This window comes from Nonomuraea turcica (assembly GCF_030718205.1).
Classification (GTDB): Bacteria; Actinomycetota; Actinomycetes; order Streptosporangiales; family Streptosporangiaceae; genus Nonomuraea.
Map to the genome: position 1 here is coordinate 43,319 of NZ_JAUZQF010000004.1, position 23,984 is coordinate 67,302.

Here is a 23,984-nt window from a genome sequence, read left to right on the forward strand (position 1 = left end):
GAGCTCACGCAGCGGGGACGTCGCGGGGCCACGTACGACGCTGGAGAGATACGGTCGGATGGTGAGCACATCAGCGTTTACCACGGCGATCGCCCAGGCCCACGACCTGCTCAGGTGGCATTCTCCGCTGCGGACGGAGCTATGGGCGGCGCGGCTCACGGCGAGCCTGGAGCAGGACCAGGTGGCCGCGTTCCTTCGGGAGCTGGCGGAGGACAGCGGGGCGGAGGCACGGCTCACGCTTGTGGCGCTGGCGGCCGTCAATCCGAGCCCTTCACCCGGCGGTGCGGCCCCGTCCGCCGAGGCCGATGAGTCGGGGGTATACGCGCGGGCCGCGGAAGGCCTGGTGGACACGCTGTCGCCGTGGGTGAGCCGGATGGGCAGGGTGACTTGCGAGGGCGCCTGGTACGGCAATGCCGACCCGTACGGTGAGCAGACCCTGGCCGTCCTGTCCTTCCGGTACGAGAACGGCAAGGAACCCCACATCCTGGTTGTGGGGATCGACCAGCCGAACGGCGGGCTGGCGGTGGACGCGGTGGTCGAGGAGCCGAAGTTCCTCGACGACCTGGGCCTGGACGCGGCCGATCCCGGGGTGGTCGGGGGCCGGATCCTGGACGCGATCGAGCTGGGCGACCGGATCATGGGTGCGGCGGTCGCCGTCACGCTGACCGAGGTCCGGCCGCTCGCGATCGCCAGAGCCCGCACGGTGCCGGGCGTCGTCCGCGGGGCGGGCGATGACACCGCCTCCCGGTTCGACGACCTGCCCGACCTGCCGGGGGCGCGGGAGGCGTTCGAGAAGCTGGTCGAGTTCATCGGGGACCGGCCGCTGTGGTGGAGCCCGAGCCGGGTGTCGCAGTTCCTGACGTCGTGGCTGCCTCGGGAGGCCATCCTGTCCGACGAGGCCGTTGCGGCCATGCCGGAGGTGGTGCGCTCCTGGAGCCGCTTCGCCGGCGATCAGCCTGCCGTGCTGCGGCAGATCGACGAGGACGCGCCGCGCCTGCCCGCCCTCATGGCCGACGACTCCCTGGCCGGACTCGCCAAACGCATCGCCCAGAGCCGCCGCCCTTGACCGTACGGTTCCGCATCACCTGCTGAGCTGGGCCGCCGCGCTGGACAGAAGCATGTCGAGTGCCGCCGGGTAGGCGCTGTCGTTCATGCGGGCCACCAGCAGCGGCGCCGTGGCGGCGATGTTGGGGTGGGTGGCGGCGGGCAGGCGGGCGTAGGTGTCCCGCCACACCTCCTCGTCGGCCTCCCGCGCGGCCGCGGGCAGGGCCAGGGTGGCGGCGTCGAGGATGGAGAAGGCCAGGCTCTGGTCGATGAAGGCGTGGTAGATGCGTACGGCGTCGGCGTCCGGGAAGCCGGCGCCGCGGAGGACGCCGAGGATCGTCTCGTCGGCCGCCACCTCGTTCGGGCGGCCCGTGACGCGGCTGGCGGTCAGGACGGCGGCCTGTGGGTGGGCCAGGTAGGCGTGGTGGATGCGGAGCCCGAGGTCGCGGAGGTCTGAACGCCAGTCGCCGGTGGAGCGCCAGCCGGCCATGGCCTGGGCGAAGAGCTCGTCGGCGATGGCCAGGATGAGGTCGTCCATGCCGCGGAAGTAGCGGTAGACGGTGCTGGCGTCAGCGCCCAGGGCGAGTCCGAGGCGGCGGGCGGTCAGGCCGTCCGCGCCGTGCTCGCGCAGCATGCGCAGCGCGGTCTCGACGATGAGCTGGTGGGTGAGGACCTGGCCTTGTTTGGTGGGGCGGCGGCGGCGCCGGCTCGCCTCGGGGACCACCCGTTTCGGCATCGCAAATCCTCCTTATGCCAACGCCATTGACGTTGATGAGCATAGTCGAGTTGGATGAAAGGACACAGCCCCCCAAAAGCGGATAAAAGGGGATTTATTGTCATGCGTATCCTTCTCGTGGGAGCCGGCGGGGTGGGAACCGCCATCACGCGGATCGCCGCTCGCCGCCCGTTCTTCGACCACATGGTGGTCGCCGACTACGACCTCCCCCGCGCCAAGGCGGCCGTCGCCGCGCTGGGTGAGCAGGCGACCAGGTTCACTCCCGTCAGGATCGACGCCGCCGACTCCGCCGCCGTCGCCGCGCTGCTCAACGAGCACGAGTGCGACGTGCTGCTCAACGCCACCGACCCGCGTTTCGTGCTGCCGCTGTTCGAGGCGGCGCTGGCCGCCGGTGCGGACTACCTCGACATGGCCATGTCGATGTCGAGCCCGCACCCCGAGCGCCCGTACGAGGAGGTCGGCGTCAAACTGGGCGACGAGCAGTTCGCCAGAGAAGAGGAGTGGGCGGGGAAAGGCAGGCTGGCGCTGGTCGGCATGGGCGTGGAGCCGGGGCTCGCCGACGTGTTCGCCAGATACGCCGCCGACGAGCTGTTCGACGAGATCGAGGAGATCGGCATCAGGGACGGCGCCAACCTCACTGTCGACGGCTATGAGTTCGCCCCGTCGTTCTCCATCTGGACCACGATCGAAGAGTGCCTGAACCCGCCGGTCATCTATGAAAAGGATCGCGGCTGGTACACGACCGAGCCGTTCAGCGAGCCGGAGGTCTTCGACTTCCCCGAAGGCATCGGCCCGGTCGAGTGCGTGAACGTCGAGCACGAGGAGGTGCTGCTCGTCCCTAGGTGGATTTCGGCGCGCCGGGTCACCTTCAAGTACGGCCTCGGTGAGGAGTTCATCGGCACCCTCAAGACCCTGCACGCGCTGGGCGTGGACAGCACCGAGCCGGTCCCCGTCAGGACCGATCAAGGCACGGCCAGGGTGGCGCCGCGCGACATGGTGGCGGCGGTGCTGCCCGACCCGGCCGGGCTCGGCGACCGCATGCACGGCAAGACCTGCGCCGGCACCTGGGTGAAGGGACTCAAGGACGGCCGGCCGCGCGAGGTGTATCTGTACCACGTGGTGGACAACCAGTGGTCGATGCGCGAGTACGGCTCCCAGGCCGTGGTCTGGCAGACCGCCGTCAACCCGGTGATCGCGCTGGAGCTGATGGCGAGCGGGGTCTGGAAGGGCGCGGGCGTGCTGGGGCCCGAGGCGTTCGAGCCACGCCCGTTCCTGGACCTGCTGGTGACGTACGGCTCACCATGGGGCATACGGGAACAGTGAGGAATCATGGACGTGTGACAACCAGAAACACCATCGCCGACGATCCCGACCGCGCACCGGCCCGCTCCCACCTCTATGCCATGGGCATGTCGGATGAGGAGATGCGCCGCCCTGTGGTCGGCATCGCCTCCACCTGGACCGGCACCATGCCCTGCAATCTCACCCACCGCGAGCTGGCCGCCCACGTGGCCGAGGGGGTGCGGGCGGCGGGCGGCATGCCGATGGAGTTCAACACCATCGCGGTCTCCGACAACCTGACCATGCACACGCCCGGCATGCGCACGTCGCTGATCAGCCGCGAGGTCATCGCGGACTCGATCGAGCTGATGGGCCGGGCGCACGATTTCGACGCCATCGTCGCGATCGTGGGCTGTGACAAGACCGTCCCCGCGGCGATCATGGCGCTGGCCCGGCTGGACGTGCCGTCCGTGATCCTTTACAGCGGCAGCATGATGCCGGGCCGGTGGCGCGGCCGGGATGTGACGATCCAGGACATGTGGGAGGCGCTCGGCGAGCGTGCCGTCGGCCGTCTGGACCAGTCCGAGCTGGACGACTTGGCCAAGCACGCCTGCCCGGGCGCGGGCACCTGCGCCGCTCAATACACCGCCAACACCATGGGCAGCGTCGCCGACTTCCTGGGCCTGGCGCCGTTCGGCGTGGGCGACATCCCGGCCGTGGCCTCGGAGAAGAACGCCGCGGCATACCGGGTCGGCGAGATCGCCATGGACGCGCTGGCCCGCGACGCCCGCCCGTCCCGCGTCCTCACCGAGGACGCCCTGCACAACGCGATCGTGTCGGTGGCGGCCATGGGCGGCTCGACCAACGCCGTGCTGCACCTGCTGGCCATCGCCCGCGAGGCCGGGCTGCCGCTGGAGATCGACAGGATCGGCGAGGTCTGCCGCGAGACCCCGATCATCACGGGTCTCAAGCCGAGCGGCGGCGACCACACGGCACTCGACCTGTGGCGGGCCGGGGGCACCTCGCTGGTGGCCCGCCGGCTGCTGGCGGCCGGGTTGCTGCGCGAGAACGTCACGCTGGTGGACGGCCGCAGGCTCGTCGACGTCGCCGGGGCGGCCCACGAGACGCCGGGGCAGGAGGTGGTGGCGAGCGTGGAGCGGCCGTTCAAGCAGCGCGGCGCGCTGGCCATCCTGCGCGGCACGCTGGCGCCCGACGGCTGCGTGCTCAAGCTGGGCGGCAAGAGCGACTTCCGGCACGAGGGCCCGGCCAGGGTGTTCGACTCCGAGGACGCCTGTTACGACGCCATCCAGGAGGGCCGGATCGTCGCGGGTGACGTGATCGTCGTCCGGTACGAGGGCCCGGCGGGCGGCCCCGGCATGCGCGAGATGCTCTCGGTCACGGGCCCGCTCGTCGGCCGGGGCCTCGGCTCGTCCGTGGCGCTGGTCACCGACGGGCGTTTCAGCGGCGTCTCGCACGGTCTGGTGATCGGGCACGTGACGCCGGAGGCGTACCACGGCGGGCCAATCGCGCTGGTGCGGGACGGGGACACGGTGGTCGTCGACAGCGCGGCCGGGACGATCGACCTGCTGGTGCCCGAGGCGGAGCTGGCCGAGCGCCGGGCCACCTGGCGGCGGCCCGAACGGCCGGTGGAGCGGGGGGTGCTGGCCAAGTACGTCGCGACGGTCGGCTCCGCCTCCGACGGCGCGGTCACCGTTTGACGGCGGCTATGCTGCCCAGTGACGTGTCGGCAGTGCCCGGATAGGGCGTCCCAGAGGAGACTTGCGCAATGTACAAGGAGTTCGCTGTCGAGGCCGTGATGTGGCTCGTCCCGGTCGCCGTGCTGATCGGGGTAGCGCTCCTCGTCACCGCGTGAGCCAGGGGCCGGGCCGGGGGTCGGCGGACCCCTGGCCACTCACTCAGCGGTAGTACCTGTAGGACACGTTCGTGGGTTATGAGGCCCACGACAGCAGCGGCCCTCCCTGCCTGAGCCGTTTCAGCGCCTGCTTCTCCAGCTGGCGGATCCGTTCCCTGGTCAGGCCCAGTTGCTCGCCGATCTCGGTGTACGTCTGGACCTGCTGACCGCTGAGACCGTACCTGAGCCTGATGACGAACGCCTCGCGTGGCGGCAGCATGGTGACCACCTGGTGGAGTTCGTCGCTCATCGCGCGGCGCTCGGTCGCCTCCTGCACCTGCAGCCCGTTCTCGTCGGCGATCATGTCCCCGATCCGGCCCTCCCCGTTCTCGCCCACCGGGATGTCGAGGCTGACCATCTCTTGCCCGAGCACACGTAACGAGGCGACCTGCTCCGGCGAGCGCTCGGCCGCCTCGGCGAGCTCGGCGTCGGTCGGCTCCCTGCCCAGCTCCGAGGCCAGCTGCCGGGTGACCCTGATCAGTCGCGACAGCTCCTCCGCCACATGCACCGGCAGGCGGACGGTACGGCTCTTGTCGTGGATGCCGCGCTCGATGGCCTGGCGGATCCACCACATCCCGTACGTGGAGAACTTGTATCCCCGCCGGTAGTCGAACTTCTCCACAGCCCTGATCAGTCCGAGATTGCCCTCCTGGATGACGTCGAGCAGCGGCAGCCCCCGGAAGGCGTAACGCCTGGCGGTGGCCACCACCAGCCGGAGGTTGGACCTGATCAGCAGGTCCTTGGCGCGTTGCCCATCGAGGGCAACGAGTTCGAGCTCCGGCGTACCGGCGCCGCGCTCGATCAGATGGCCCGCGTACAGGCCTGCCTCGATCCGCCGGGCGAGGTCGACTTCGTCCGCGGCGGAGAGCAAGGGGGTCTTTCCGATCTGCTCCAGGTACGTGCCGAGCAGGTCGGGCTCTTCGGCCGACATGCCCGGGAACTACCCGGTAAACGGCGGCGAATTCCCGGCTTCGTTGAGTTCGGCAATGGCCAGCTCGGCTGTGCTGCGGATGTCGAAGAACTTGTCCAGCGCGGTGATCGCGAACAGGTGCTTGCACCGGCCGTTGAGCCCGGACAACAGCAGCCGGCCGCCGGAGGCGGTGACGGCCTTGTGCAGGTAGACCAGCACGGACAGCCCGGAGGAGTCGCACACGCTGACGGCCTGCATGTCGATGACGAGAAGCGGGGGTTGGGTCAGGTCGAGGGCCTGGGTGACGCGGTCACGGACCTCCGCCGCGGAGCCGAAGTCGAAATCCCCCGTCAGTCGCGCGATGACGCAGGGTCCCTGGAGTCCGAGGCTGATCGACAAGGCCTGCTCCGAAGTCACCCAGCTCCACCTACCTGCGTCGCTCACCCGATCCACCCACTTTACGAGAAGTAGCGCTTCGGGTTGAACACCAGCATCTGCTCAATCTGGTCGTCGGTCACACCCGAGTCCAGCAGTGCGGCCAAGACGTCGTCGTGAATGTGATCGTAGCGCCAGTTGGGCGCGAGCGTGCTGTGGGCCTCGTCCCAGGCGCCGCCGAAGTAGTCCATGAAGCAGGCGGCGTCGTGGCTGAGCACCATGCGGTCGGCGTACCCACGCTCGCACAACGCCGCGATCGTGGCCACGCGCTGCGCGGTCGGGTTGTAGACGTCCAGGCCGAACCTGTCCATCCCGAGCGTCGCGCCGGTGTCGGCCAGCCGCATGAGGTAGTCGAGGTCGTTGCTGTCGCCCGCGTGCCCGACGACCACCTTCGTCAGGTCCACTCCTTCCTTGGCGAACAGGTCCAGCGCGATCAGCCCGCTCTGGGTGAAGGAGTTGGTGTGAACGGTGATCGGCGCGCCGGTGCGGACATGGGCCTGCGCGACCGCCCGGGCTATGCGCTCGACGCCCGGGGTCAGGCCTTTCGCCTCGACCACGCATTTGAGGAACGCCGCTTTCACCCCGGTGCCGGCGATGCCGTCGGTGAGGTCGCGGACGAAGTCGTCGACCATCGGCTCGGGCATATCCATGAGCAGGCCGGGGCCGCGGAACTCGTACTGGTGCGGCAGTTCCTCGAAGGAGTAGATGCCGGTCGCGACGATGATGTGCAGCCCCGGCACCTGCTCCGCGATGCGCTGGATGCGCGGGATGTACCTGCCGAGGCCCCACACCGTCGGGTCGACGAGCGTGCGCACGCCCTTCGCCACCACGGCGTTGAGCTTGGTGATCGCGTCCTCGACCCGGTGTTCCTCGTCCCACCAGGCGCCCCTGCCGTAGTTGTCCAGGTGCTCGGTGGCCATGAAGAAGATGTGCTCGTGCATCAGGGTCTGGCCGAGGTCGTCGACGTCTACCGGGCCGCGGACGGTGTTGACGGTGGGCATGAAAGCCTCCATACCGGCTGGTCGGTGGGCGCCAACCTAGGCTTCCCCACGACCGCCGTCAACCGGCGACTCTGGGGTAAAGAGGCTTGGGCCGGACCAGGCGCGCTCCGCTCACCGCCGCGGCCACCCGCGCCGCCGCCGTGGGCAGGAACGGCTCCAGGTGTACGGCCAGCGCCCGGCACGCGTGCACGAGCGTGCCCAGCGACGCCTCCTGCCCGGCCCGGTCCTGCTGCCAGGGCCGGGTGCGCTCGACGTACCGGTTGGCCTCCTCGACGATCGTCCACACGGCCGCGGCCGCGCGCCGGAAGTCGTAGTACTCGAGCGCCTGGTTCACAGTGCCGGTCACGTCGGCCAGGTCTTCAGCGGGCTCGGGCACGTGGCCGTCCAGGAAGCGGCAGACCATGGTGGCGACCCGGCTGACCAGGTTCCCCAGCCCGTTGGCGAGGTCTTCGTCGGCCCTGGCGATCAGGCGTTCCTCGGTGAAGTCGGCGTCGCCCACGCGTGGCACCTCGCGCAGCAGCCACCACCGCACGGCGTCCACGCCGTACGTGTCCACGAGCGCCACGGGATCGACCGCGCCGCCCGACGACTTGCTGATCTTCTGCCCGGCCACCGTCAGGTAGTCGTGCACGAAGATCTCCGTGGGCAGCGGCAGCCCGGCGGACAACAACATCGCGGGCCAGTACACGGCGTGGAACCTGATCACGCCCTTCCCCATCAGGTGCACCTTGCGCGGCTCGGCGACCCACCACCGCTCGTAGTCGCCGTCGCCGTCCAGCGCGGTGATGTAGTTGGCGAGCGCGTCCCACCACACGTAGACGACCTGGGCCGGATCGCCCGGGACGGGGATGCCCCAGCCGCGGGCGCGGGCGGCCGATCGCGAGACGCTGATGTCCGACAGCCCCGCCTCGACGAATGCCAGCACCTCGTTTCGCCGCGCGATCGGCTCGATCCTGAGCCGCCCGCCGCGGATCAGCTCGCTCAGGGCGTCCTGGTAGCGGGAGAGCCGGAAGAACCAGTTCTCCTCCGACACCCGCTGCAGCAGCTCCCGGTGTCCCTCGGGGCAGGGTCCTTCGGCGTAGAACTGCTCGCAGCCCACGCAGTAGAGCCCTTCGTAGTGCCGCTGGTAGAGGTCGTGCTCGACGGCTCGCCAGATCCGCTCAACCCCGGCACTGTGCCCCGGATGACTACTTGTCCTGATGAAGGAGTCGAAGGACAGGTCCAGCGGACCGCGTAGCCCCTCGAACGCGGCCGCGTTCCTGTCCACCAACTCTCGCACCGGCACGCCTTCCGCCTCCGCGGCCAGCACGTTCTTCAGCGAGTTGTCGTCGGTGCCGGTCTGGAAGCGCACGGGTTCGCCGCGCCGCCGATGGTGCCTGGCCAGCACGTCACCCTGGACGAGTTCCAGCGCGTGCCCGAGGTGCGGGCGGGCATTGACGTAGGGGATGGTCGTCGTGATGTACATCGGATGCCTCCCGAAGGGCCCCGGACACGACGTGAGGCCCCGGATCGCAGGGCCTCAACAAGACGTCGCCGATGAACCCCCTAGGGGGCCATCATCACCAGCGAGATCGTCATGCCCCCATGCTAACCGCCACGACGCCGCACCAGCCAGCCGATAACCCGGCTCCGATGGCGCTCACCCACCTGTCCGCGCCCCGGCCGCTCCTGGCACGGCGCGGCGTGGGCAGCACACCGTGGGCAGCACACCGTGGGCGGGCGCTGGGCCGGCGAATGTGTCAGCGGCGGCGGTGCCGGGCCAGCCACACTGCCAGGCCCACCGCGAACACCGCCAGCCCTGCCAGCACGGACGCTGCCGGCAGGGTGGCCGCCAGCACCAAGCACAAACCTAATCCCAGGACGGGCACCGCCTTCGGCGGCGCGCCCTCCTCCCGGGTCAGGGTGAAGGCGCACGCGTTGGCGATGGCGTAGTAGACGAGCACGCCGAACGAGGAGAACCCAATCGCGCCCCGCAGGTCGGCCACCAGCAGCAGCACGATCACCGCGACCCCGACCGCCAACTCGGCCCGCCGCGGCACCTGCCGCACCGGGTCCACGGCGGCCAGCACGCCCGGCAGGTCCCGCTCGCGTGCCATGGCCAGCATGGTGCGGGAGACGCCCAGCAGCAGCGCCAGCAGCGCGCCGAGCGCGGCCACCGCGGCGCCCGCCCCCACGACGGGGGCCAGCCACCCGGCCCCGCCCTCCTTGACGAGGTCGGACAGCGGCGCCACGGACCCTGACAGCAGCATGGGCCCGAGCACCCGTAGCGCGCCGACCGCGACCAGGGCGTAGACGACGAGCGTGATGGCCAGTGCGATGCCGACGGCCCTGGGGATGGTGCGGGCCGGGTCGCGGACCTCCTCGCCGAGCGTGGCGATCCTGGCGTATCCGGCGAACGCGAAGAACAGCAGCCCGCCGCCTTGCAGCACGCCCCACAGGTCGAAGCCGTCCGGCGGGAAGCCCGACCGATAGACCGCCGTCATTTCCCGCGTGCTGTCAAGGTCGTTAAGGATGAACGTGGGCCCGGGCTCCGGTACGTAGGCGAACCAGCCGAAGGTGACCCTCGAGTCGCCCACCAGGCCCACGACGATCACGGCTGTCAGCACGGCCAGCACGAAGGCCACGATCACCCTGGCCACCCCGGCCGAACGCTGCACGCCATACAGGTTGAGCGCGGTCAGCGCCACGACGGCGCCGATGGCGAGAGGCCTGGCCAGATCGGGGGCGACGTAGGCGCCGAAGGTGAGGGCCATCGCCGCACAGGAGGCGGTCTTGCCCACGGTGAAACCCCAGCCCGCCAGGTAACCCCACAGCGGGCCGAGCCGCCGCCGGCCGTAGACGTAGGTGCCGCCCGACTCGGGATAACGCGCGGCCAGACGGGCGGAGGAGGTGGCGTTGCAGTAGGCCACAACGGCGGCGAGCGCCAGCGAGACGAGCAGCCAAGAGCCCGCGGCCGCGGCGGCAGGCGCGAAGGCGGCGAACACGCCCGCGCCGATCATCGCGCTCAACCCCACGACCACCGCGTCCGTGGTGCCCAGTCGCCGCGCCAGCTCCTCGGGCAACGTCCCTGCCTCCTCTGCCTATCGAGCAGGCACCCACTCTGCCGCATCCCACCGACGATCCGAACCGGGGACGCTACGCGCCGGGCCGGGGTCAGTCGCCCGTACGCGGGGCGGGCACAACCAGGACCGGCCGGTGTGTGTGGTGCAGGACGCGGTCGGACGTGCTGCCGAGCAGCAGCGAGCGCACCCCGCCCAGCCCTCGCGTCCCGGTCACGATGAGCGTGGCGTCGATCTCGTCCGCCACGTCCACGATCGTCGCCCACACGACCACCGAGTCCGCCTCGCACCGCGGGACGGCGTCCAGCCCGGCCTGCCGGGCCAGGTCGGCGCCGTGCCGGGCCAGCTCACGCATTGCCTCGCCGATCGCCTCGTCCGCGGCGTTGTCACCGTCGATGGACGTCATGAGCCCGGCCGACGTCCTGGCCGAGGTCGTCGCCAGCCGCTCCCACACCGTCAGCACGACAGCGGACTCCCCCTTCAGGATCTGGCCCGCGAAGGCGATCGCCGCCTTGGCATCGTCGGAGCCGTCGTACGCAATCAAAATCGTCATAGGAGGCCCCCTTCCCCGGGGGCGGGTTTCACGCCTGGCGGACGACCGGCCGTCCCACGAGCGAATGCCGCAGCATCGACAGCCCGGCCAGCGCCAGCACGCCGAGCTCGGTCACGACCACGGCCCGCTGGGTCAGCCCGGCCGGGATGTCGTCGTTGGTGAGCGGGATGCCGAACATGCGCACCACGTACGGGATCACGACCAGCACCAGCGCCCCGAGCGCCAGCGCGCAGAGGACCTTCATCGCCTTGGCGTACCGGATCCTGGACTTGACCAGCAGCAGCCCGGCCACGGGCATCATCAGGAAGGCGGCGAAGGCGGCGTACCTGTGAATGCCTCCAGACAGGGACAGCGGCAGTCCTGGCGGGTCGGTGGGGAACGCGCCGATCAGGAACATGCTCGCGCCCCAGGCCAGCAGCAGGCCCACGATCCAGCGGTTCACACCCGTGCGGCGCATCGCCTCCGCGATCAGCGCCGAGCCCACGGCGAACAGGGTCAGCGAGGCGGGCAGGAGCCAGCCGGACTCCTGGAAGGCGTACTCGCTGATGACGCTGTGCAACGGGTCGAGGCCGGCCTCCGCGTGGAGGGTGAGCATGGCGCCGGTCCCGATGCCGATGGCCGTGAATCCACTGACGAGCAATCCCTTCATGCCTCAAAGCTCGTGGAACACGGCATTCCCGAGTATCGGAGATCGGCCCGAAGCGGCCCTGAAGCATCCCCTAATACTTAGGTCGGGGCACCCTTGGGCCGGGCTCGCTGACCTGTGCGGACGTGACCCTGAGTAGGGCCTGCCCCCTCAGGGTAGGTGCCGAGGGCCTCCCCGATTTGACTTAGAGCGCGCTCGAAGGGTGACCCTGGAGACATGACGATCCAGGAGGCCGCGCAGCGGTCAGGCCTGAGCGCTCACACGCTGCGCTATTACGAGCGTATCGGGCTCATCCACTCCGTCGGCCGCAACGGCAGCGGCCACCGCGACTACGCGGAGGAGGACCTCCAGTGGCTGGAGTTCCTCACCAAGCTGCGCACCACCGGCATGCCGATCGCCGACATGTGCCGGTACGCGGAGCTGCGCCGTATGGGCGCGCACACCGCCGAGGAGCGCAGGGAGATGCTGGAGCTCCATCGGGAGCGCGTGAGGACCAGGATCGCCGAGCTCACCCAGGACCTGAAGGTGCTGGACTACAAGATCGACCTCTATAAGGAGCTGGCATGAATACCCGAACGCTTGGAACAGGCGGTCCTCAGGTCTCCGCGCTCGGCCTCGGTTGCATGGGCATGTCCGAGTTCTACGGTCAGGCCGACGAGGCGGAGTCGATGGCCGTCATCCACCGTGCGCTGGACTTGGGCATCAATTTCCTGGACACGGCCGACATGTACGGCAGGGGAGCCAACGAGGAGCTGGTCGGCCGGGCGATCAAGGGCCGCCGGGACGAGGTGGTGCTGGCCACCAAGTTCGGTGTCAAGCGCGAGGGCGACAGCCGTTCGATCGAGAACAGCCCGGAGTACATCAGAGCCGCCTGCGACGCCTCGCTGCGGCGGCTGGGCGTGGACCACATCGACCTCTACTACATGCATCGCCGCAACCCCGACGTGCCGGTCGAGGACGCGATCGGCGCCATGGCCGAGCTGGTGCAGCAGGGCAAGGTGAAGCACCTGGGCCTGTCGGAGGTGAGCGCCGAGACGCTGCGCAAGGCGGCCTCCGTCCACCCGATCGCCGCGCTGCAGAGCGAATACTCCCTGTTCACCAGGGGTCTGGAGGCGGAGATCCTGCCCGCGGCCAGGGAGGTGGGGACGGCGCTGGTGGCGTACTCGCCGATCAGCCGCGGCCTGCTGACCGGCACGCTGCCGCGCTCGGAAGAGCTGCCCGCGGACGACTACCGGCGCCACATGCCGCGCAACGTGGGCGAGAACGCCGAGCACAACGCCAAGCTCGTGGCTGAGGTGACGAGGATCGCCGAGGCGGCCGGCGTCACCGCGGCGCAGCTCTCGCTGGCCTGGCTGCTGGCCCAGGGCGAGGACATTGTGCCGATCCCGGGCACCAAGCGGCTGAAGTATCTGGAGGAGAACGCGGCGGCGGCCGGCATCACGCTGACGCCGGAGCAGCTCGGCGAGCTCGCCGCGGCCGTGCCCGCGGACGCCGTACGCGGCACGCGGTATCCGAGCATGGCGGAGGTCGAGCGTTAAGGCACGTCGAAGTAGGCGCGGACGGTGGTCGCGCCGGCCCGGGTGTGCACGCGTACGAGATCGCTGAGCAGGTTGACGATGAGCAGGCCGCGCGAGCCCGAGTGACGCGGATCGACCGGCCTGCGCCCGGCCAGCGGGTCGGTGATGTGTCCCGCGTCGCTGACCTCGCACACCAGCCGGCCCTCCGCCGCCCAGACCCTGATCGTGCCGGCGCCGCCGCCGTGGTCGAGGCTGTTGGCGCCCAGCTCGGCCGCGGCCAGCCGGATGTCGTCGAGCCGGTCGCCGGTGAAGCCCATCATGGCGGCCTGCCCCGCGGCCAGGGCACGTGCGGCCGACAGGTTGGTGCGGTCGAACCGCAGCGACCGGCACTCCTTCGGCTCCTCCAGCGGCCGGTTGTGCCCCTCGACCACCAGATCGGGGGCGTAGTCGTCGCTGCGCCACTCGCCCGAGACGTCCCGCAGCACGGGATGGGTGCGGGCGGCTTCGCGGATGACCTCCGGGTCCAGGCCCACGGTGTCGTACGGGCACAGGATCGTCAGGTCGCGGCCCGCGAACGACAGGTTGATCAGCGCCTCGTGCTGGGCGCAGGCGGGATATTCCGTCTCGCTGCGCCCCGGCCAGATCGGCTCGCCGATGATCCGCACGTGCCGGTCGCGGTGCCGGTCGGCGAAGTCACGCAGCACCGCCGGGATGATCCGCCCCGGATTGCGTCCGGCCACGGTCATGTCGAGCAGCTCGACGGCACTGGCTTCCGGGCCCAGCTCGGCCTCGATCATGGCCAGATTCCGGCCAGGGACCGCGACCGCGACCGGCTCGCCCGCCGCCAGCCCTTCCCGCACGAAAGCCGTGGTCGCAGCCACATACTCCCGGTCGCTCCGATAGAAGAGCGCTGGGTGTGAGAATGGTTCGGCCGGCATCAGCGTTCACGCTACCCAACGATGATGACTTCATGGCAGTCCGTTGGGTAGGTCATGCGACGTGAAGAGAGCCCAGGTCATCCGCCGTCCCCGTCCTCCACGCCGGCTGCCTCCCCTCGATCTGCGCACCCCTTCCGGCCGTATGCTCCCGTTCTGAACGTGGTGAATCTATGCTCAGGACATGTCGGAATTGCAGATGCGGGTCTCCGACGACGACCGTGAGCGCACGACACGCCGCTTGCAACAGGCGTTCACCGAGGGCCGTCTTACCCAGCTGGAGCTCGAGGACCGGCTCGAGGTTGCCCTGACCGCGCGGACGTATGGCGACCTGCTGGGCCTGATCACCGATCTTCCGGACGAGCAGTCGCAGGTCGACGACGTGATCGACCTGGAGTCCAAGAACGGCAACCTCAAACGCTCGGGTGACTGGGCGGTGCCGCGGCGGCTTCGGGTGTCGTCCAAGTACGGCAGCGTCGAACTCGACTTCTCCGAGGCGGTCATCGCCCATCCGGTCGTGGACGTCGAGCTGGACCTCACCTACGGATCCGCGAAGATCATCCTGCCCGAGGGCGGGGTGGCGAGCGTGGACGCGTTCCGCAGCGACTACGGCTACCCGAAGAGCGCCGTGCCGAGCCGCCCGCGCCCCGGCTCCCTCTACGTGGTGGTCACCGGCAGGTCGAAGTACGGCGGGCTCGTCGTGCGTTATCCGCGGAAGCGCTGGTTCGCCCACTGACGGAACACGGGGACAGCGCAGCCTCCCCCTGCCCGAAACGGGGGAAATCGTCCGGATCCTCCTCCATGGCTTTACATCGGCTTGATACCGATGGTGTTACTGAGGTGCAAGTGGGGATTAAGTGCGGGCCCATAATGTTCCCTTCGTTCGCTAAACCTACGAAGGGCACTGGAAAATGACTCCCCCTCGCCGTCGTCTGGCCGTCGCGGCCGCGACGCTGACCCTTGCCGTCCTCACCGTGACGGGCTGCGGCGCTCTGGGCCAGGCCGTGGACTGCAACACCGCCGCCACCGAGGCCAGCAAGATCGCCACCGAGTGGAGCAGCACGGTCACCAAGAACGCCACCGACGCGGGCGCCGTGGAGACGGCCTCGAAGACCGCCGCCGACAAGACCAAGGAGTTGGCCGGTAAGTACGACGGCGAGGTCGCCGCCGCGCTGAACGACCTCTCTGACGGGTTCGCGTCCATCAAGGGCGGCGACCCGAGCAGCATCACCGAGTTCGGCGGCAAGGTGAACGGCTTCACGAGCAAGATCACCGCAGCCTGCTCCTGATCATGGGGCCCGCGGTCGCCGCTCCGCCTGTGGGGGGCAGGTCGGCGCGGCGGCCGCGCTTCTAGGCGGCCACATTCATGTGGATTCGTTCTAGTCTTGTCGCCCGTGACGGGTGACACGCTCGTGGCGCGCGCGGGGGCCGCCGCCGCCACGGCCTCAAGGACCATCCGGCTTTCCGGCCACCGCCTGCGAGTGGGCGCGATCGCGCTCCTCGCCGCGGTGGCCTATGCCGTGCTGGGGCTGGTCAAGCTGGCGTCCTTCAAGGCCAGCACGTTCGACCTGGTGATCATGGACCAGACGGTGCGCAACTACGCCGCCTTCCGGCCTCCGCACGTCCCGGTGCTCGGCATGTTCCACGGGCGCGGCATGGACTATCTCCAGCTCGCCGACCACTTCTCCCCCATCTACGCGCTGCTCGCGCCGTTCTACTGGATCCACGACGGGCCGGAGACCCTGATCGTGGCACAGGCGGTGCTGTTCGCCGCCGCGATCCCGTTCCTGTGGCGTTACACCAGGCGCGTGCTGGGCATGGCGCCCGCTTATCTGGTCTCCGTGGCGTACGCGCTGTCGTGGCCGGTGTCGCAGGCGGTCGCGTTCGACGTGCACGAGGTCATGTTCGTGCCCCTGCTCACCGCGATCATGATCGAGCGCTACCACGCCGGGCGCATGCTGCCGGCGTTCCTGGCGATGGTGGGGCTTCTCCTCGTCAAAGAGGACATGGGGCTCATGGTGGCGGGCTTCGGGCTGTGCCTGATCGTCATGGGCGAACGATGGCGGGGCGCGCTGTGCGCGGTGTTCGGCATCGGGGCCATGCTGCTCGTGCGCGGCCTGGTGATCTCGGTCTTCGGCGGCAACGCCCAGGACTTCTGGGCCTACGGGCACCTCGGGAGCGATCTTCCCGGTGCGGCCCTGGGGATCATGCGTGATCCGCTCGCCGCGCTGCTGCTGCCCTTCAGCGAGGAGGCCAAGGTCGACACGCTGTTCTTGCTCGCATGGCCGACGCTGATGTTGTGCCTGCTCTCGCCGCTGTCGCTGGCGGCGCTGCCGCACGTGCTCGAACGGATGTTGTCCGACCGCGTCCAATGGTGGCAGGCCGACTTCCAATACAGCGCGTTCACCGTGGTGATCCTGTTCTGCGCGGGCGTGGACGGGCTGGCCAGGCTGCTGCGGTGGTACGAACGCTCCGACGACACCGCGCTGAAGCTGGCGTGGTCCGCGGCGGTCTGCGCGGTCGCGCTCACGCTGGTCCCCAAGTTCGCCTTCGACCAGCTCTACCATCCCGCCTTCTACAAGGGCGATCCCAAGGCGGCCGCCGCCGCCGAGGCGGTGAGCAAGGTGCCCTCGGGCGTCACCGTCGAGGCCGTCAACGCGATCGGCCCGGCGCTGACCTCGCGCGCCACCGTCCTGCTGTGGTCGCCCACCCCGCGCGGCGCGCCGTGGGTGGTGGCCGACACGTCCCGCTGGGAGTTCCCCTTCGGCTCGCTCAACGATCAGCTCGCCAAGGTCAACGAGCTGCAGGGACAGGGGTACGTGAAGGTCTTCGAGCGCGACGGGTACGTGGTCCTGCACCGCTGAGTGCCGACACGCGCTCGACCATTCCTAACGCGCGGCGCGCGCCTGCCGATAGGCCTGGTCGAAGCCCTCCAGCACCGTCGGCCATGAGCCGGCCGCGGGTGGCGTGGCCCGGTTGTGCGCGGCGATGGACTCGCGTAGCCCGGCATCGGAGCACAACCGGGCCACCGCGCGGGACAGGTCGCCGAGGGTGCGCCCGAGCAGACCCTCGACGCCGTCCTTGACGAAGTCGGCGACCCCACTCTGTGTCCTGGCCACCACCGGGACTCCCGCCGCGCGGGCCTCCAGCGCCGCGATGCCGAACGACTCGCGCGGGGCAGGCGCCACGAAGACGTCGGCCGACTCCAGGACCTTGGCGATCTGCTCCCTGGTGTAGCGGCCCGGCAGGGACACCCAGTCGCCCATGCCGTGCCTGGCCAGGAAACGCTCCATCTGCCCGCGAGCGGGCCCGTCGCCGACGATCGTGGCCCGCATGGGGATCCGGGCGGGCACCCGGGCGCGCGCGGCCTGGAGGATCCTGAGGAGGCGTACGGGTTGCTTGCGCGGCGCCAGCCGGCCCACCGCCACGACGTGCACCTCCGCGCGCCGGTCCGCGAGCTCCCGCGCGCCGGGGGGCGGTGCCCAGCCGGACAGGTCGAGACCGTTGGAGACGACGCGCACCGGCACGCCGGGGCCGGCCACCGCGCGGATGGGCGCCGCGGCGGCGTTGCTGACCGTGGTGGCCACCAGGCCCCAGCGCTGCCAGCCGAACACCAGCCGCAGCAGCCGGTAGATCAGGCGCGTGGCCGGATCCCACATGCTGTGCACGGTCACCACGCACGGCGTCCCCGCCCGCGCCGCGGCCCGCACGCCCATCCAGGCGAACGGCGAGACCGCCCCCGTGTGCACGTGCACGACGTCGGGACGCGAGGAGGTGATCCACCGTGTGAGATGCCCCACGCCGAACGGGTGCACCGGCAGGTCGAACGGCATCCTGGCCACGATCCTGCGCACGCCGGGCAGCGCCTCGCCCTTGGTCGCCGTGGCCACCGCCACCTCGTGGCCGGCCGCCTGCTGCATGCGTACGAGATCGGCCACCTGGACCTCGATCCCCCCGAGTCGCGGCAGGTAACAGTCACTCACGTGAAAGATCCGCACCCCTCCCAGACTAATCTGGGCGTGTGCCTCCACGTACCGCTGTGTTCTTCCATGCCCACCCCGACGACGAGGCCCTGCTGACGGCGGGCACCATGGCGATGCTCGCGGCCGAGGGGCACCGCGTGGTGCTCGTGGTGGCCACCGCGGGCGAGCGCGGCCTGGCCGAGATCGAGCCGGGTGACACGCTGGGCGAGACCAGGATGAAGGAGCTCTACGAGTCGGCCGCGGTGCTGGGCTGCGCCCGCGTCGAGTGCCTCGGCTACGGCGACTCGGGGCTGAGCCCCAAGGGCGGCCGAGCGGACGAGCGGCCGGACAACGCCTTCATGGACGCCGACAGCGAGGAGGCGGCCAAGGCGCTGGCCGCGATCCTGCAGGAGGAGGAGGCCGAGCTGCTGGCGATCTACGATCCGGCCGGCGGCTACGGGCATCCCGACCACGTGCAGGTGCACCGAGTGGGCAAGCGGGCCGCGCAGATCGCCGGCACGGAGATCGTCCTGGAGGCGACGGTCAACCGGGATCCGCTGCTGCGACTGCTCAAGCTGGCCAGGCGGTTCTACACCTTCCCGCCGGAGTTCGACGTGCGGACGTTCGAGAGCGCGTACTCGCCGGGAGAGACCATCACCCACTGGGTGAATGTCCGGAAATATACGAAACAGAAGCGGGCCTCCATGGCCGCGCACGTCTCCCAGGCCAGCGGCGGCGACAGCGACCGCACACTCGCCGTCCTGCTGAAGGTCCCGCGCCCCCTCTACCGCTTCGTCTTCGGCACCGAGTGGTACGTTCGCCGCGGGCTTCCCGAAGGGACCCGGCTGCGTCATCCTTTCGAGAAGTGGCCCAAGTAGTACTTCCGGAGGAAGAGACCGCCGGCCCTGACCCGGCAGACTGGACCCCGATGAAGAACAAGTGGCTGCAGATCGCCCTGTCCGTGCTGTCGCTCGGGCTGGCCGTGCTGCTCGTGGTCTATTTGCCGCAGATCGTGCGCGCCCTCACCGGCAAACCGGTCTCCTGGGCGGAGATCGGCGCGGTCTTCGGCACGCTCGGCGCGGGCGAGATCGCGCTGATGACCGCGTTGTGGCTGCTCAGCCTGCTGGCTTACACGTTCGTGCTGACCAATTCGCTGCCCGGGCTCAACAACCTTCAAGGTCTGACGCTCAACGCGGCCGGCAGCGCGGTGAGCAACCTGCTGCCGTTCGGCGGGGCGGTGGGTGTGGCTCTGTCGTTCGCGATGACCAGGGGATGGGGTTTCCCCAACCGCTCGATCGTGGTCATGACGCTGGTCAGCGGCATCTGGAACACGTTGTTCAGATTCATCCTGCCGGCCATCGGGATCATCGCGCTGCTGATCGCGGGCGAGGCGCCCAACGCGACGGTCGCCAACGCGGGCTGGACTGGCGCGATCTCCATCCTGGCGTTGTGCGTGATCGTGGCCGCCGCACTCTATTGGCAGCGCGCCGCGGACCTGCTCGGCCGGGCGCTCGACGGCCTCACCCGGGTGCTGCGGCTGAGGATCGACGCCTCCCAGGCGTTCCACCGGCTGCGTGCCGACACCGCCGGGGTGGTCAGGACCCGGTGGCCCGGCCTGTCGCTGGGCATGGTGTTCTTCCTCGGGTTCCAGTGGTCGATCATGGTGGCCTGCATGCACGCCACCGGCGCCTGGCCGGGATTGGCCCAGTCGATCGCGGTCTTCGCCCTGTCACGAGTGCTCACCAGCGCCGTGATCACGCCCAGCGGCGCCGGGATCATGGAGAGCGGCGTGGTGATTTTGCTCACCACCGCGTTCGCCGTTCCCGCGGCTCCGGCCACCGCGACCGCACTGCTTTTCGGCTTCTGGACATACACTATCGAGATCCCGTTCGGCGGCCTGGCACTGGGCGCATGGGCGCTACTGCGCAGGCGCAACGGCCGGAACGCCGGCACGGGGTCCCCGTCCGCGATCTCGAAGTCGAAGGCCCCCCAGTGACAATCCCAAACCCCTCAGGTGTTTATCAATCACGGGCCTTGTGCGTGATTCATAGGCCCGCATAGCGTGGCGGCTGACATGGTGGCGTTCCGAGTTCTGGGGCCAGTCGAGGCGTACGAACACGACGACGAACTCGACCTCGGCGGGTTGCGGCAGCGGGCCGTCCTCGCCCGACTCCTCGTGGCCAGGGGTCAGGTTGTGCCGGTTGACACGCTTCTTTACGATCTGTGGGACGACGACGCGGCCAAGGGCGCACAGTCGGGCCTGCAGGTCTACATCTCGCGCCTGCGCCGCGTGCTGGAGCCCGGTCGCCCGCGCGGCGGGCCCAACCGGTTATTGGTGACGGTCGCCTCCGGCTACGCGCTGCGGGTGGCCTCCGATCAAGTCGACGCGCTCAGGTTCGAGCAGCTTGTCCGGGCGGCGGGCGAGCACCTGGAGGAGGGCGATCCGCAGTCGGCCCGCGGCCGCCTGGAGAAGGCGCTGGGCCTCTGGCGCGGCACCCCCTACTCCGACTTCGCCGACCAGCAGTGGGCCGAGGCGGAGGTCAACCGGCTGACCGAGCTGCGCCTGGTGGCGCGCGAGAGGCACGCCGACACCGGGCTGCGGCTGGGCATGCACGCCGAGACCGTGCCCGACCTGGAGGCGCTCACCACGGAGCACACGCTGCGCGAGGAGGGCTGGCGGCTGCTGGCGCTCGGGCTCTACCGCTGCGGCCGGCAGGGCGACGCCCTCGCCGCCCTGCGCAGGGCCAGGAACATCCTGGCCGACGAGCTCGGCATCGACCCAGGCCCCGCGCTGCGCAAGCTGGAGTCCGACATCCTGGCCCAGTCGCCGGAGCTGGAGCTGGCCGTGCCCGCGCGGCCCTCGCGGCCGGCGCCGGCGACCACCGACACCTGGCCGCCCCGTCCCACCTCGCCCGTGGAGCCGCCGCCGCTGGAGCCCGAGCCGTTCGTGGGCCGCGACGCCGAGCTGACCAGGCTGACCACGGCGGCCTCGCGGACGGGCAGGTTCCAGGTCGCGATCGTGACCGGGGTCGCGGGCGCGGGCAAGACCACGCTGCTGCGCCAGCTGGAGGGCAAGCTGGCCGGTGACGGCTGGATCACCTCCTCCGGCGCCTGCCCCGACTCCAGCGCCACCCCGCCGGGGTGGGCATGGGTGGAGATCCTGCGCACGCTCGTCGGCATGACCGGCGCGGGCGAATACCAGCAGCTGCTGGCGCCGCTGCTGGACGACGCCGTGCCCGATCCCGACGAGGACGAGGTGTCCGGCGGGTTCCGGCTGCATCGCGCGGTCGGCGGCTATCTGGCCGGGGTCGCCCGGCGGGCGCCGGTGCTGGTGACGCTCGAGGACCTGCACTGGGCCGACGACCAGACACTGGCGTTGCTGCGGGCGCTGCCGAGCCTGCTGGCCACCAGCCGGGTGCTGCTCGTCGTGACGTGCCGGGAGAGCGAGCTGGACGACCGCCAGTCCGACGTGCTGGCCGCGCTGGCCCGGCTCGGGCCGCTGCGGGTGGGTCTGTCGGGACTCGATCCGAAGGCCGTGGCCGAGCTGGTCAGGGCGACGTGCGTCCGCGAGATCGACGAGGACGCGGTCGAGTCGATCGTGGAGCGCACCGGCGGCAACCCGTTCTTCGTCCGCGAGACCGTGCGCCTGCTGGACGCCGAGGGCGCGGCCGACCGGGCCAGCGCCACAGAGGTGCTCTCCAAGGTGCCGTCCGGCGTACGTGACGTGCTGCGGCGGCGCATCTCGCAGCTGCCGTCCGGAGCCCAGCAGATCCTGCTGCAGGCCGCCGTGATCGGCCGGGACGTCGATCTCGACGTGCTGATCGCCGTGGCCGGCGACGAGGACGCGGTGATCGAGGCGGTCGAGGCGGCCCTGCTGGCCGGACTGGTCACCGAGCCGGGGCCCGGGCTGCTCAGGTTCGACCACGACCTGGTGCGCGACACCATCTACTCCGACGCCTCCAGGCTGCGCCGCACCCGCCTGCACGCGGCCGTGGCCGGCGTGATCGAGCAGCGCACGTCGTCGGACGTGGCCGCGCTGGCACACCACTACTACCTGGCCGACGCGGCGGAGAAGGCGGTCCACTACGCGGGCCTGGCCGCCGAGCAGGCCGAGCGGCGCTTCGCCCATCGCGAGGCGGCCACCCTGTGGGAGCAGGCCATCGCCGCGTTCGACCGCTCTCGCAACGACGAATCGGGCGAGCAGACGCCGGAACGCGCAAAGGAGCGCCTGCGGCTCATGCTGCGCCAGATCAGGGCGCTGGCGTTGTGCGGCGACATGCACGCCGCGCGGTTGCTGCGCCGCCAGGCCATGGACGCAGCGCTGCCGCTGGGTGACCTGGAGATCACCGCGAAGGTGGCGGCGTCGCTGGCCGTGCCGCACAAGGGCATGGCGCGCGATTTCACCCGCACCGCGTGGGAGATCGTGGACGTCACCGAGCGGGCGCTCATCGAACTGCCCGAGGGCGAGCAGCGACTGCGGGCGAGCCTGCTGACCACGCTCGCCCTGGAGCTGGAGGGCTCCTCCTCGCCGGAGCGGGGGCGGCAGGCGTCGCTGGAGGCGCTGGAGCTGGCCCGGCAGAGCGGCGACCCCGCGCTGATCGCGGCCGCGCTGAGCGGGCGGCTGCGGCAGTCTTACGACATCCCGGCCGTGGACACGCGGGAGAGCATCGGCAGGGAGCTGCTGGAGGTCGCGCAGCGTTCGGGACAGATGGCCACACAGGCGCTGGCGCACTTGGTGTTACTGGAGTGCGCGGCGGCCAGGGGCGAGTTCACCGCGGCCGACGAGCACGCGGCCGCCGCCGACCGGCTGGCCAGACAGTACGACCTGCCGGCCCCGGCCGCGGTCGTGGTCTGGTACGGCGGCATGCGGCTCATGATCGCCGGCGACTACGCGGGCGCCGAGCGGGCCTACCGGGAGGCGGCCAGGATGACCGCGCGGGCCGGCATGCTCGAAGGCCGCCAGGACCTGCCGCTGATCACGATGTTCTGCCTGCACCTGGTGGACGGGCGGGCCGCGGAGACCGTTGACCTGCTGGCCGAGAAACATCACAGCGGCGCCAAGTGGACGCTCGACGCCTACGCGCTGGCCCTGGCCTCGGCCGGGCACGTCAACGACGCCAAGGCCGTGGCCGCCACGCGACCGCCGGTGCGCCCCGACTTCCTCTACGAGCTGGCGATGACCTGGCGGGCGCTGGCCGGCATGCTGCTGGACGACCGGGAGCGGATGGTCGACTGCTACGACAAGCTCAAGCCGTTCGCCGACCGGGTGGCGGGTGCGGGCACGGGCGTGGTGGCGCTGTGGCCGGTGGCGCTGACACTCGGCGACCTGGCCATCCGCCTGGGACAGCCGGACGCGGCACACGACCACTACCTGAAGGCCCTGGAAGTGGCCGAGCGGGTGGGCGTGCCGCGCTGGGTGGAGGCGGCGCAGCGGTCGGTCAGCAGCTCACCTGGAAACGGTCGCTCGTGACGGTCTTGGCGCCCTCGACAGCCAGCTCGACGCGATACCAGCCGGGGTTGCGGGTGATCTGGGGCCGCCACTCGACGGTCCGGGCGGCGCCCACGAAACCGTCGTGGTCGACCAGGTAGGTGCGCCAGGTCTTGGTGGCGGGGCTCCAGCGGGCCAGCCGCCAGCCGTACGTCACGCCCTCGGCGGGGTCGGGGTTGAGCAGCACGCTGCGGGCGACGTAGGACTTGGCGCACCCGGTCCCGCCGTCGGCCAGGACGCTCACGGTGACCTTGCCGGCCTGGGCGGGCAGCTGCTCGGTGATGGGCGCCTCCCGGGCCGACAGGGTGACGGTCCTGGCGGGCTCGGGGGTGGAGCTGGCGCTACTGTAGGCGGAGAAGCCGACGTACGCGCTGGTGAAAGCAAGGGCGGCCACGAACAGCTTGGCCGCGTTCGCGGTGCCACTGGCCAGGACGGCTGCGCTTCTCGTCGTCGACATCGTCAACACCCCTTTTTGGCTCACCCCTAGAGTGGGGCGGAGGGGTTG

22 protein-coding genes are annotated in these 23,984 nt (G+C 70.5%); 11 read left to right on the plus strand and 11 right to left on the minus strand.

Translation table 11 applies throughout. The annotated features are described in order from the left end of the window. The first annotated feature begins 61 nt into the window (after positions 1 to 61). On the plus strand, positions 62 to 1,066 hold the full coding sequence (locus tag Q9G87_RS12090) for a hypothetical protein (protein WP_305916386.1): 1,005 nt from the start codon (positions 62 to 64) through the stop codon (positions 1,064 to 1,066). Between the two features lie 15 nt (positions 1,067 to 1,081). On the opposite strand, the gene Q9G87_RS12095 is transcribed toward Q9G87_RS12090, so the two are convergent. Further along, entirely contained in the window at positions 1,082 to 1,780 is a 699-nt protein-coding gene (locus Q9G87_RS12095; protein ID WP_305916387.1) for a TetR/AcrR family transcriptional regulator, read from the minus strand. A gap of 102 nt (positions 1,781 to 1,882) precedes the next feature. Between Q9G87_RS12095 and Q9G87_RS12100 the strand changes: the two genes are divergently transcribed. Then, positions 1,883 to 3,103: a saccharopine dehydrogenase family protein gene (locus Q9G87_RS12100; protein ID WP_305916388.1), complete on the plus strand. Its 1,221-nt coding sequence runs from the start codon at positions 1,883 to 1,885 to the stop codon at positions 3,101 to 3,103. Positions 3,104 to 3,117: 14 nt separating this feature from the next. Then, positions 3,118 to 4,779 (plus strand): dihydroxy-acid dehydratase, encoded by a 1,662-nt coding sequence (gene ilvD / locus Q9G87_RS12105; protein ID WP_305916389.1) that lies wholly within the window; start codon positions 3,118 to 3,120, stop codon positions 4,777 to 4,779. Between the two features lie 231 nt (positions 4,780 to 5,010). On the opposite strand, the gene Q9G87_RS12110 is transcribed toward ilvD, so the two are convergent. The 7 genes from Q9G87_RS12110 to Q9G87_RS12140 form a co-directional block, all read right to left on the minus strand. After that, positions 5,011 to 5,904: a sigma-70 family RNA polymerase sigma factor gene (locus Q9G87_RS12110; RefSeq protein WP_305916390.1), complete on the minus strand. Its 894-nt coding sequence runs from the start codon at positions 5,902 to 5,904 to the stop codon at positions 5,011 to 5,013. 9 nt (positions 5,905 to 5,913) lie between these two features. Continuing rightward, a complete protein-coding gene (locus Q9G87_RS12115) occupies positions 5,914 to 6,300 on the minus strand; it encodes an STAS domain-containing protein (protein ID WP_305916391.1) in 387 nt (128 codons plus the stop codon). A gap of 41 nt (positions 6,301 to 6,341) precedes the next feature. Next, positions 6,342 to 7,319 carry a phosphotriesterase family protein gene (locus Q9G87_RS12120; RefSeq protein ID WP_305916392.1) on the minus strand — a complete coding sequence of 326 codons (978 nt, stop codon included), beginning with the start codon at positions 7,317 to 7,319 and terminating at the stop codon, positions 6,342 to 6,344. A gap of 58 nt (positions 7,320 to 7,377) precedes the next feature. Further along, positions 7,378 to 8,784 carry a methionine--tRNA ligase gene (locus tag Q9G87_RS12125; protein WP_305916393.1) on the minus strand — a complete coding sequence of 469 codons (1,407 nt, stop codon included), beginning with the start codon at positions 8,782 to 8,784 and terminating at the stop codon, positions 7,378 to 7,380. Between the two features lie 274 nt (positions 8,785 to 9,058). Further along, entirely contained in the window at positions 9,059 to 10,381 is a 1,323-nt protein-coding gene (locus Q9G87_RS12130) for an APC family permease (protein ID WP_305916394.1), read from the minus strand. A 91-nt stretch (positions 10,382 to 10,472) separates the two neighbouring features. Next, positions 10,473 to 10,931: a universal stress protein gene (locus tag Q9G87_RS12135; RefSeq protein ID WP_305916395.1), complete on the minus strand. Its 459-nt coding sequence runs from the start codon at positions 10,929 to 10,931 to the stop codon at positions 10,473 to 10,475. Between the two features lie 28 nt (positions 10,932 to 10,959). Next, a complete protein-coding gene (locus tag Q9G87_RS12140) occupies positions 10,960 to 11,580 on the minus strand; it encodes a DUF998 domain-containing protein (RefSeq protein ID WP_305916396.1) in 621 nt (206 codons plus the stop codon). Positions 11,581 to 11,793: 213 nt separating this feature from the next. Here Q9G87_RS12140 and Q9G87_RS12145 point away from each other — a divergent pair, with 213 nt between their 5' ends. Together Q9G87_RS12145 and Q9G87_RS12150 are read left to right on the plus strand one after the other, a co-directional pair. Next, the gene (locus Q9G87_RS12145; RefSeq protein ID WP_305916397.1) at positions 11,794 to 12,144 is read left to right on the plus strand and encodes a MerR family transcriptional regulator; all 351 of its coding nucleotides are present in this window, start codon (positions 11,794 to 11,796) and stop codon (positions 12,142 to 12,144) included. Further along, positions 12,141 to 13,115, plus strand: a complete 975-nt coding sequence (locus tag Q9G87_RS12150; RefSeq protein WP_305916398.1) for an aldo/keto reductase — start codon at positions 12,141 to 12,143, stop codon at positions 13,113 to 13,115. The genes Q9G87_RS12145 and Q9G87_RS12150 overlap by 4 nt, the downstream gene beginning before the upstream one ends. Here Q9G87_RS12150 and Q9G87_RS12155 read toward each other — a convergent pair. Beyond that, positions 13,112 to 14,032, minus strand: coding sequence for an anti-sigma factor RsbA family regulatory protein (locus Q9G87_RS12155; protein WP_305916399.1), 921 nt, complete (start codon positions 14,030 to 14,032; stop codon positions 13,112 to 13,114). The genes Q9G87_RS12150 and Q9G87_RS12155 overlap by 4 nt on opposite strands. A 181-nt stretch (positions 14,033 to 14,213) precedes the next feature. On the opposite strand from Q9G87_RS12155, the gene Q9G87_RS12160 reads away from it, so the two are divergent. From Q9G87_RS12160 to Q9G87_RS12170, 3 genes are all read left to right on the plus strand, one after another. Next, positions 14,214 to 14,765, plus strand: a complete 552-nt coding sequence (locus tag Q9G87_RS12160) for a DUF1707 SHOCT-like domain-containing protein (RefSeq protein WP_305916400.1) — start codon at positions 14,214 to 14,216, stop codon at positions 14,763 to 14,765. Between the two features lie 175 nt (positions 14,766 to 14,940). After that, entirely contained in the window at positions 14,941 to 15,318 is a 378-nt protein-coding gene (locus tag Q9G87_RS12165) for a hypothetical protein (RefSeq protein WP_305916401.1), read from the plus strand. Between the two features lie 105 nt (positions 15,319 to 15,423). Further along, entirely contained in the window at positions 15,424 to 16,893 is a 1,470-nt protein-coding gene (locus Q9G87_RS12170) for a DUF2079 domain-containing protein (RefSeq protein ID WP_305916402.1), read from the plus strand. 24 nt (positions 16,894 to 16,917) lie between these two features. Here Q9G87_RS12170 and Q9G87_RS12175 read toward each other — a convergent pair whose 3' ends face one another. Then, positions 16,918 to 18,012: a glycosyltransferase gene (locus tag Q9G87_RS12175; RefSeq protein WP_305916403.1), complete on the minus strand. Its 1,095-nt coding sequence runs from the start codon at positions 18,010 to 18,012 to the stop codon at positions 16,918 to 16,920. 38 nt (positions 18,013 to 18,050) lie between these two features. On the opposite strand from Q9G87_RS12175, the gene Q9G87_RS12180 reads away from it, so the two are divergent. The 3 genes from Q9G87_RS12180 to Q9G87_RS12190 all read left to right on the plus strand — a co-directional run bounded on the left by Q9G87_RS12180 (position 18,051) and on the right by Q9G87_RS12190 (position 23,461). Continuing rightward, on the plus strand, positions 18,051 to 18,869 hold the full coding sequence (locus Q9G87_RS12180) for a PIG-L deacetylase family protein (RefSeq protein ID WP_305916404.1): 819 nt from the start codon (positions 18,051 to 18,053) through the stop codon (positions 18,867 to 18,869). Between the two features lie 50 nt (positions 18,870 to 18,919). Next, positions 18,920 to 19,987 carry a lysylphosphatidylglycerol synthase domain-containing protein gene (locus Q9G87_RS12185; RefSeq protein WP_305916405.1) on the plus strand — a complete coding sequence of 356 codons (1,068 nt, stop codon included), beginning with the start codon at positions 18,920 to 18,922 and terminating at the stop codon, positions 19,985 to 19,987. A 78-nt stretch (positions 19,988 to 20,065) separates the two neighbouring features. Continuing rightward, the gene (locus tag Q9G87_RS12190; protein ID WP_305916406.1) at positions 20,066 to 23,461 is read left to right on the plus strand and encodes a BTAD domain-containing putative transcriptional regulator; all 3,396 of its coding nucleotides are present in this window, start codon (positions 20,066 to 20,068) and stop codon (positions 23,459 to 23,461) included. Here the strand turns inward: Q9G87_RS12190 and Q9G87_RS12195 are convergent. Beyond that, positions 23,430 to 23,936 carry a hypothetical protein gene (locus Q9G87_RS12195; RefSeq protein WP_305916407.1) on the minus strand — a complete coding sequence of 169 codons (507 nt, stop codon included), beginning with the start codon at positions 23,934 to 23,936 and terminating at the stop codon, positions 23,430 to 23,432. The two genes, Q9G87_RS12190 and Q9G87_RS12195, sit on opposite strands and share 32 nt — an antisense overlap. Positions 23,937 to 23,984 lie beyond the last annotated feature (48 nt).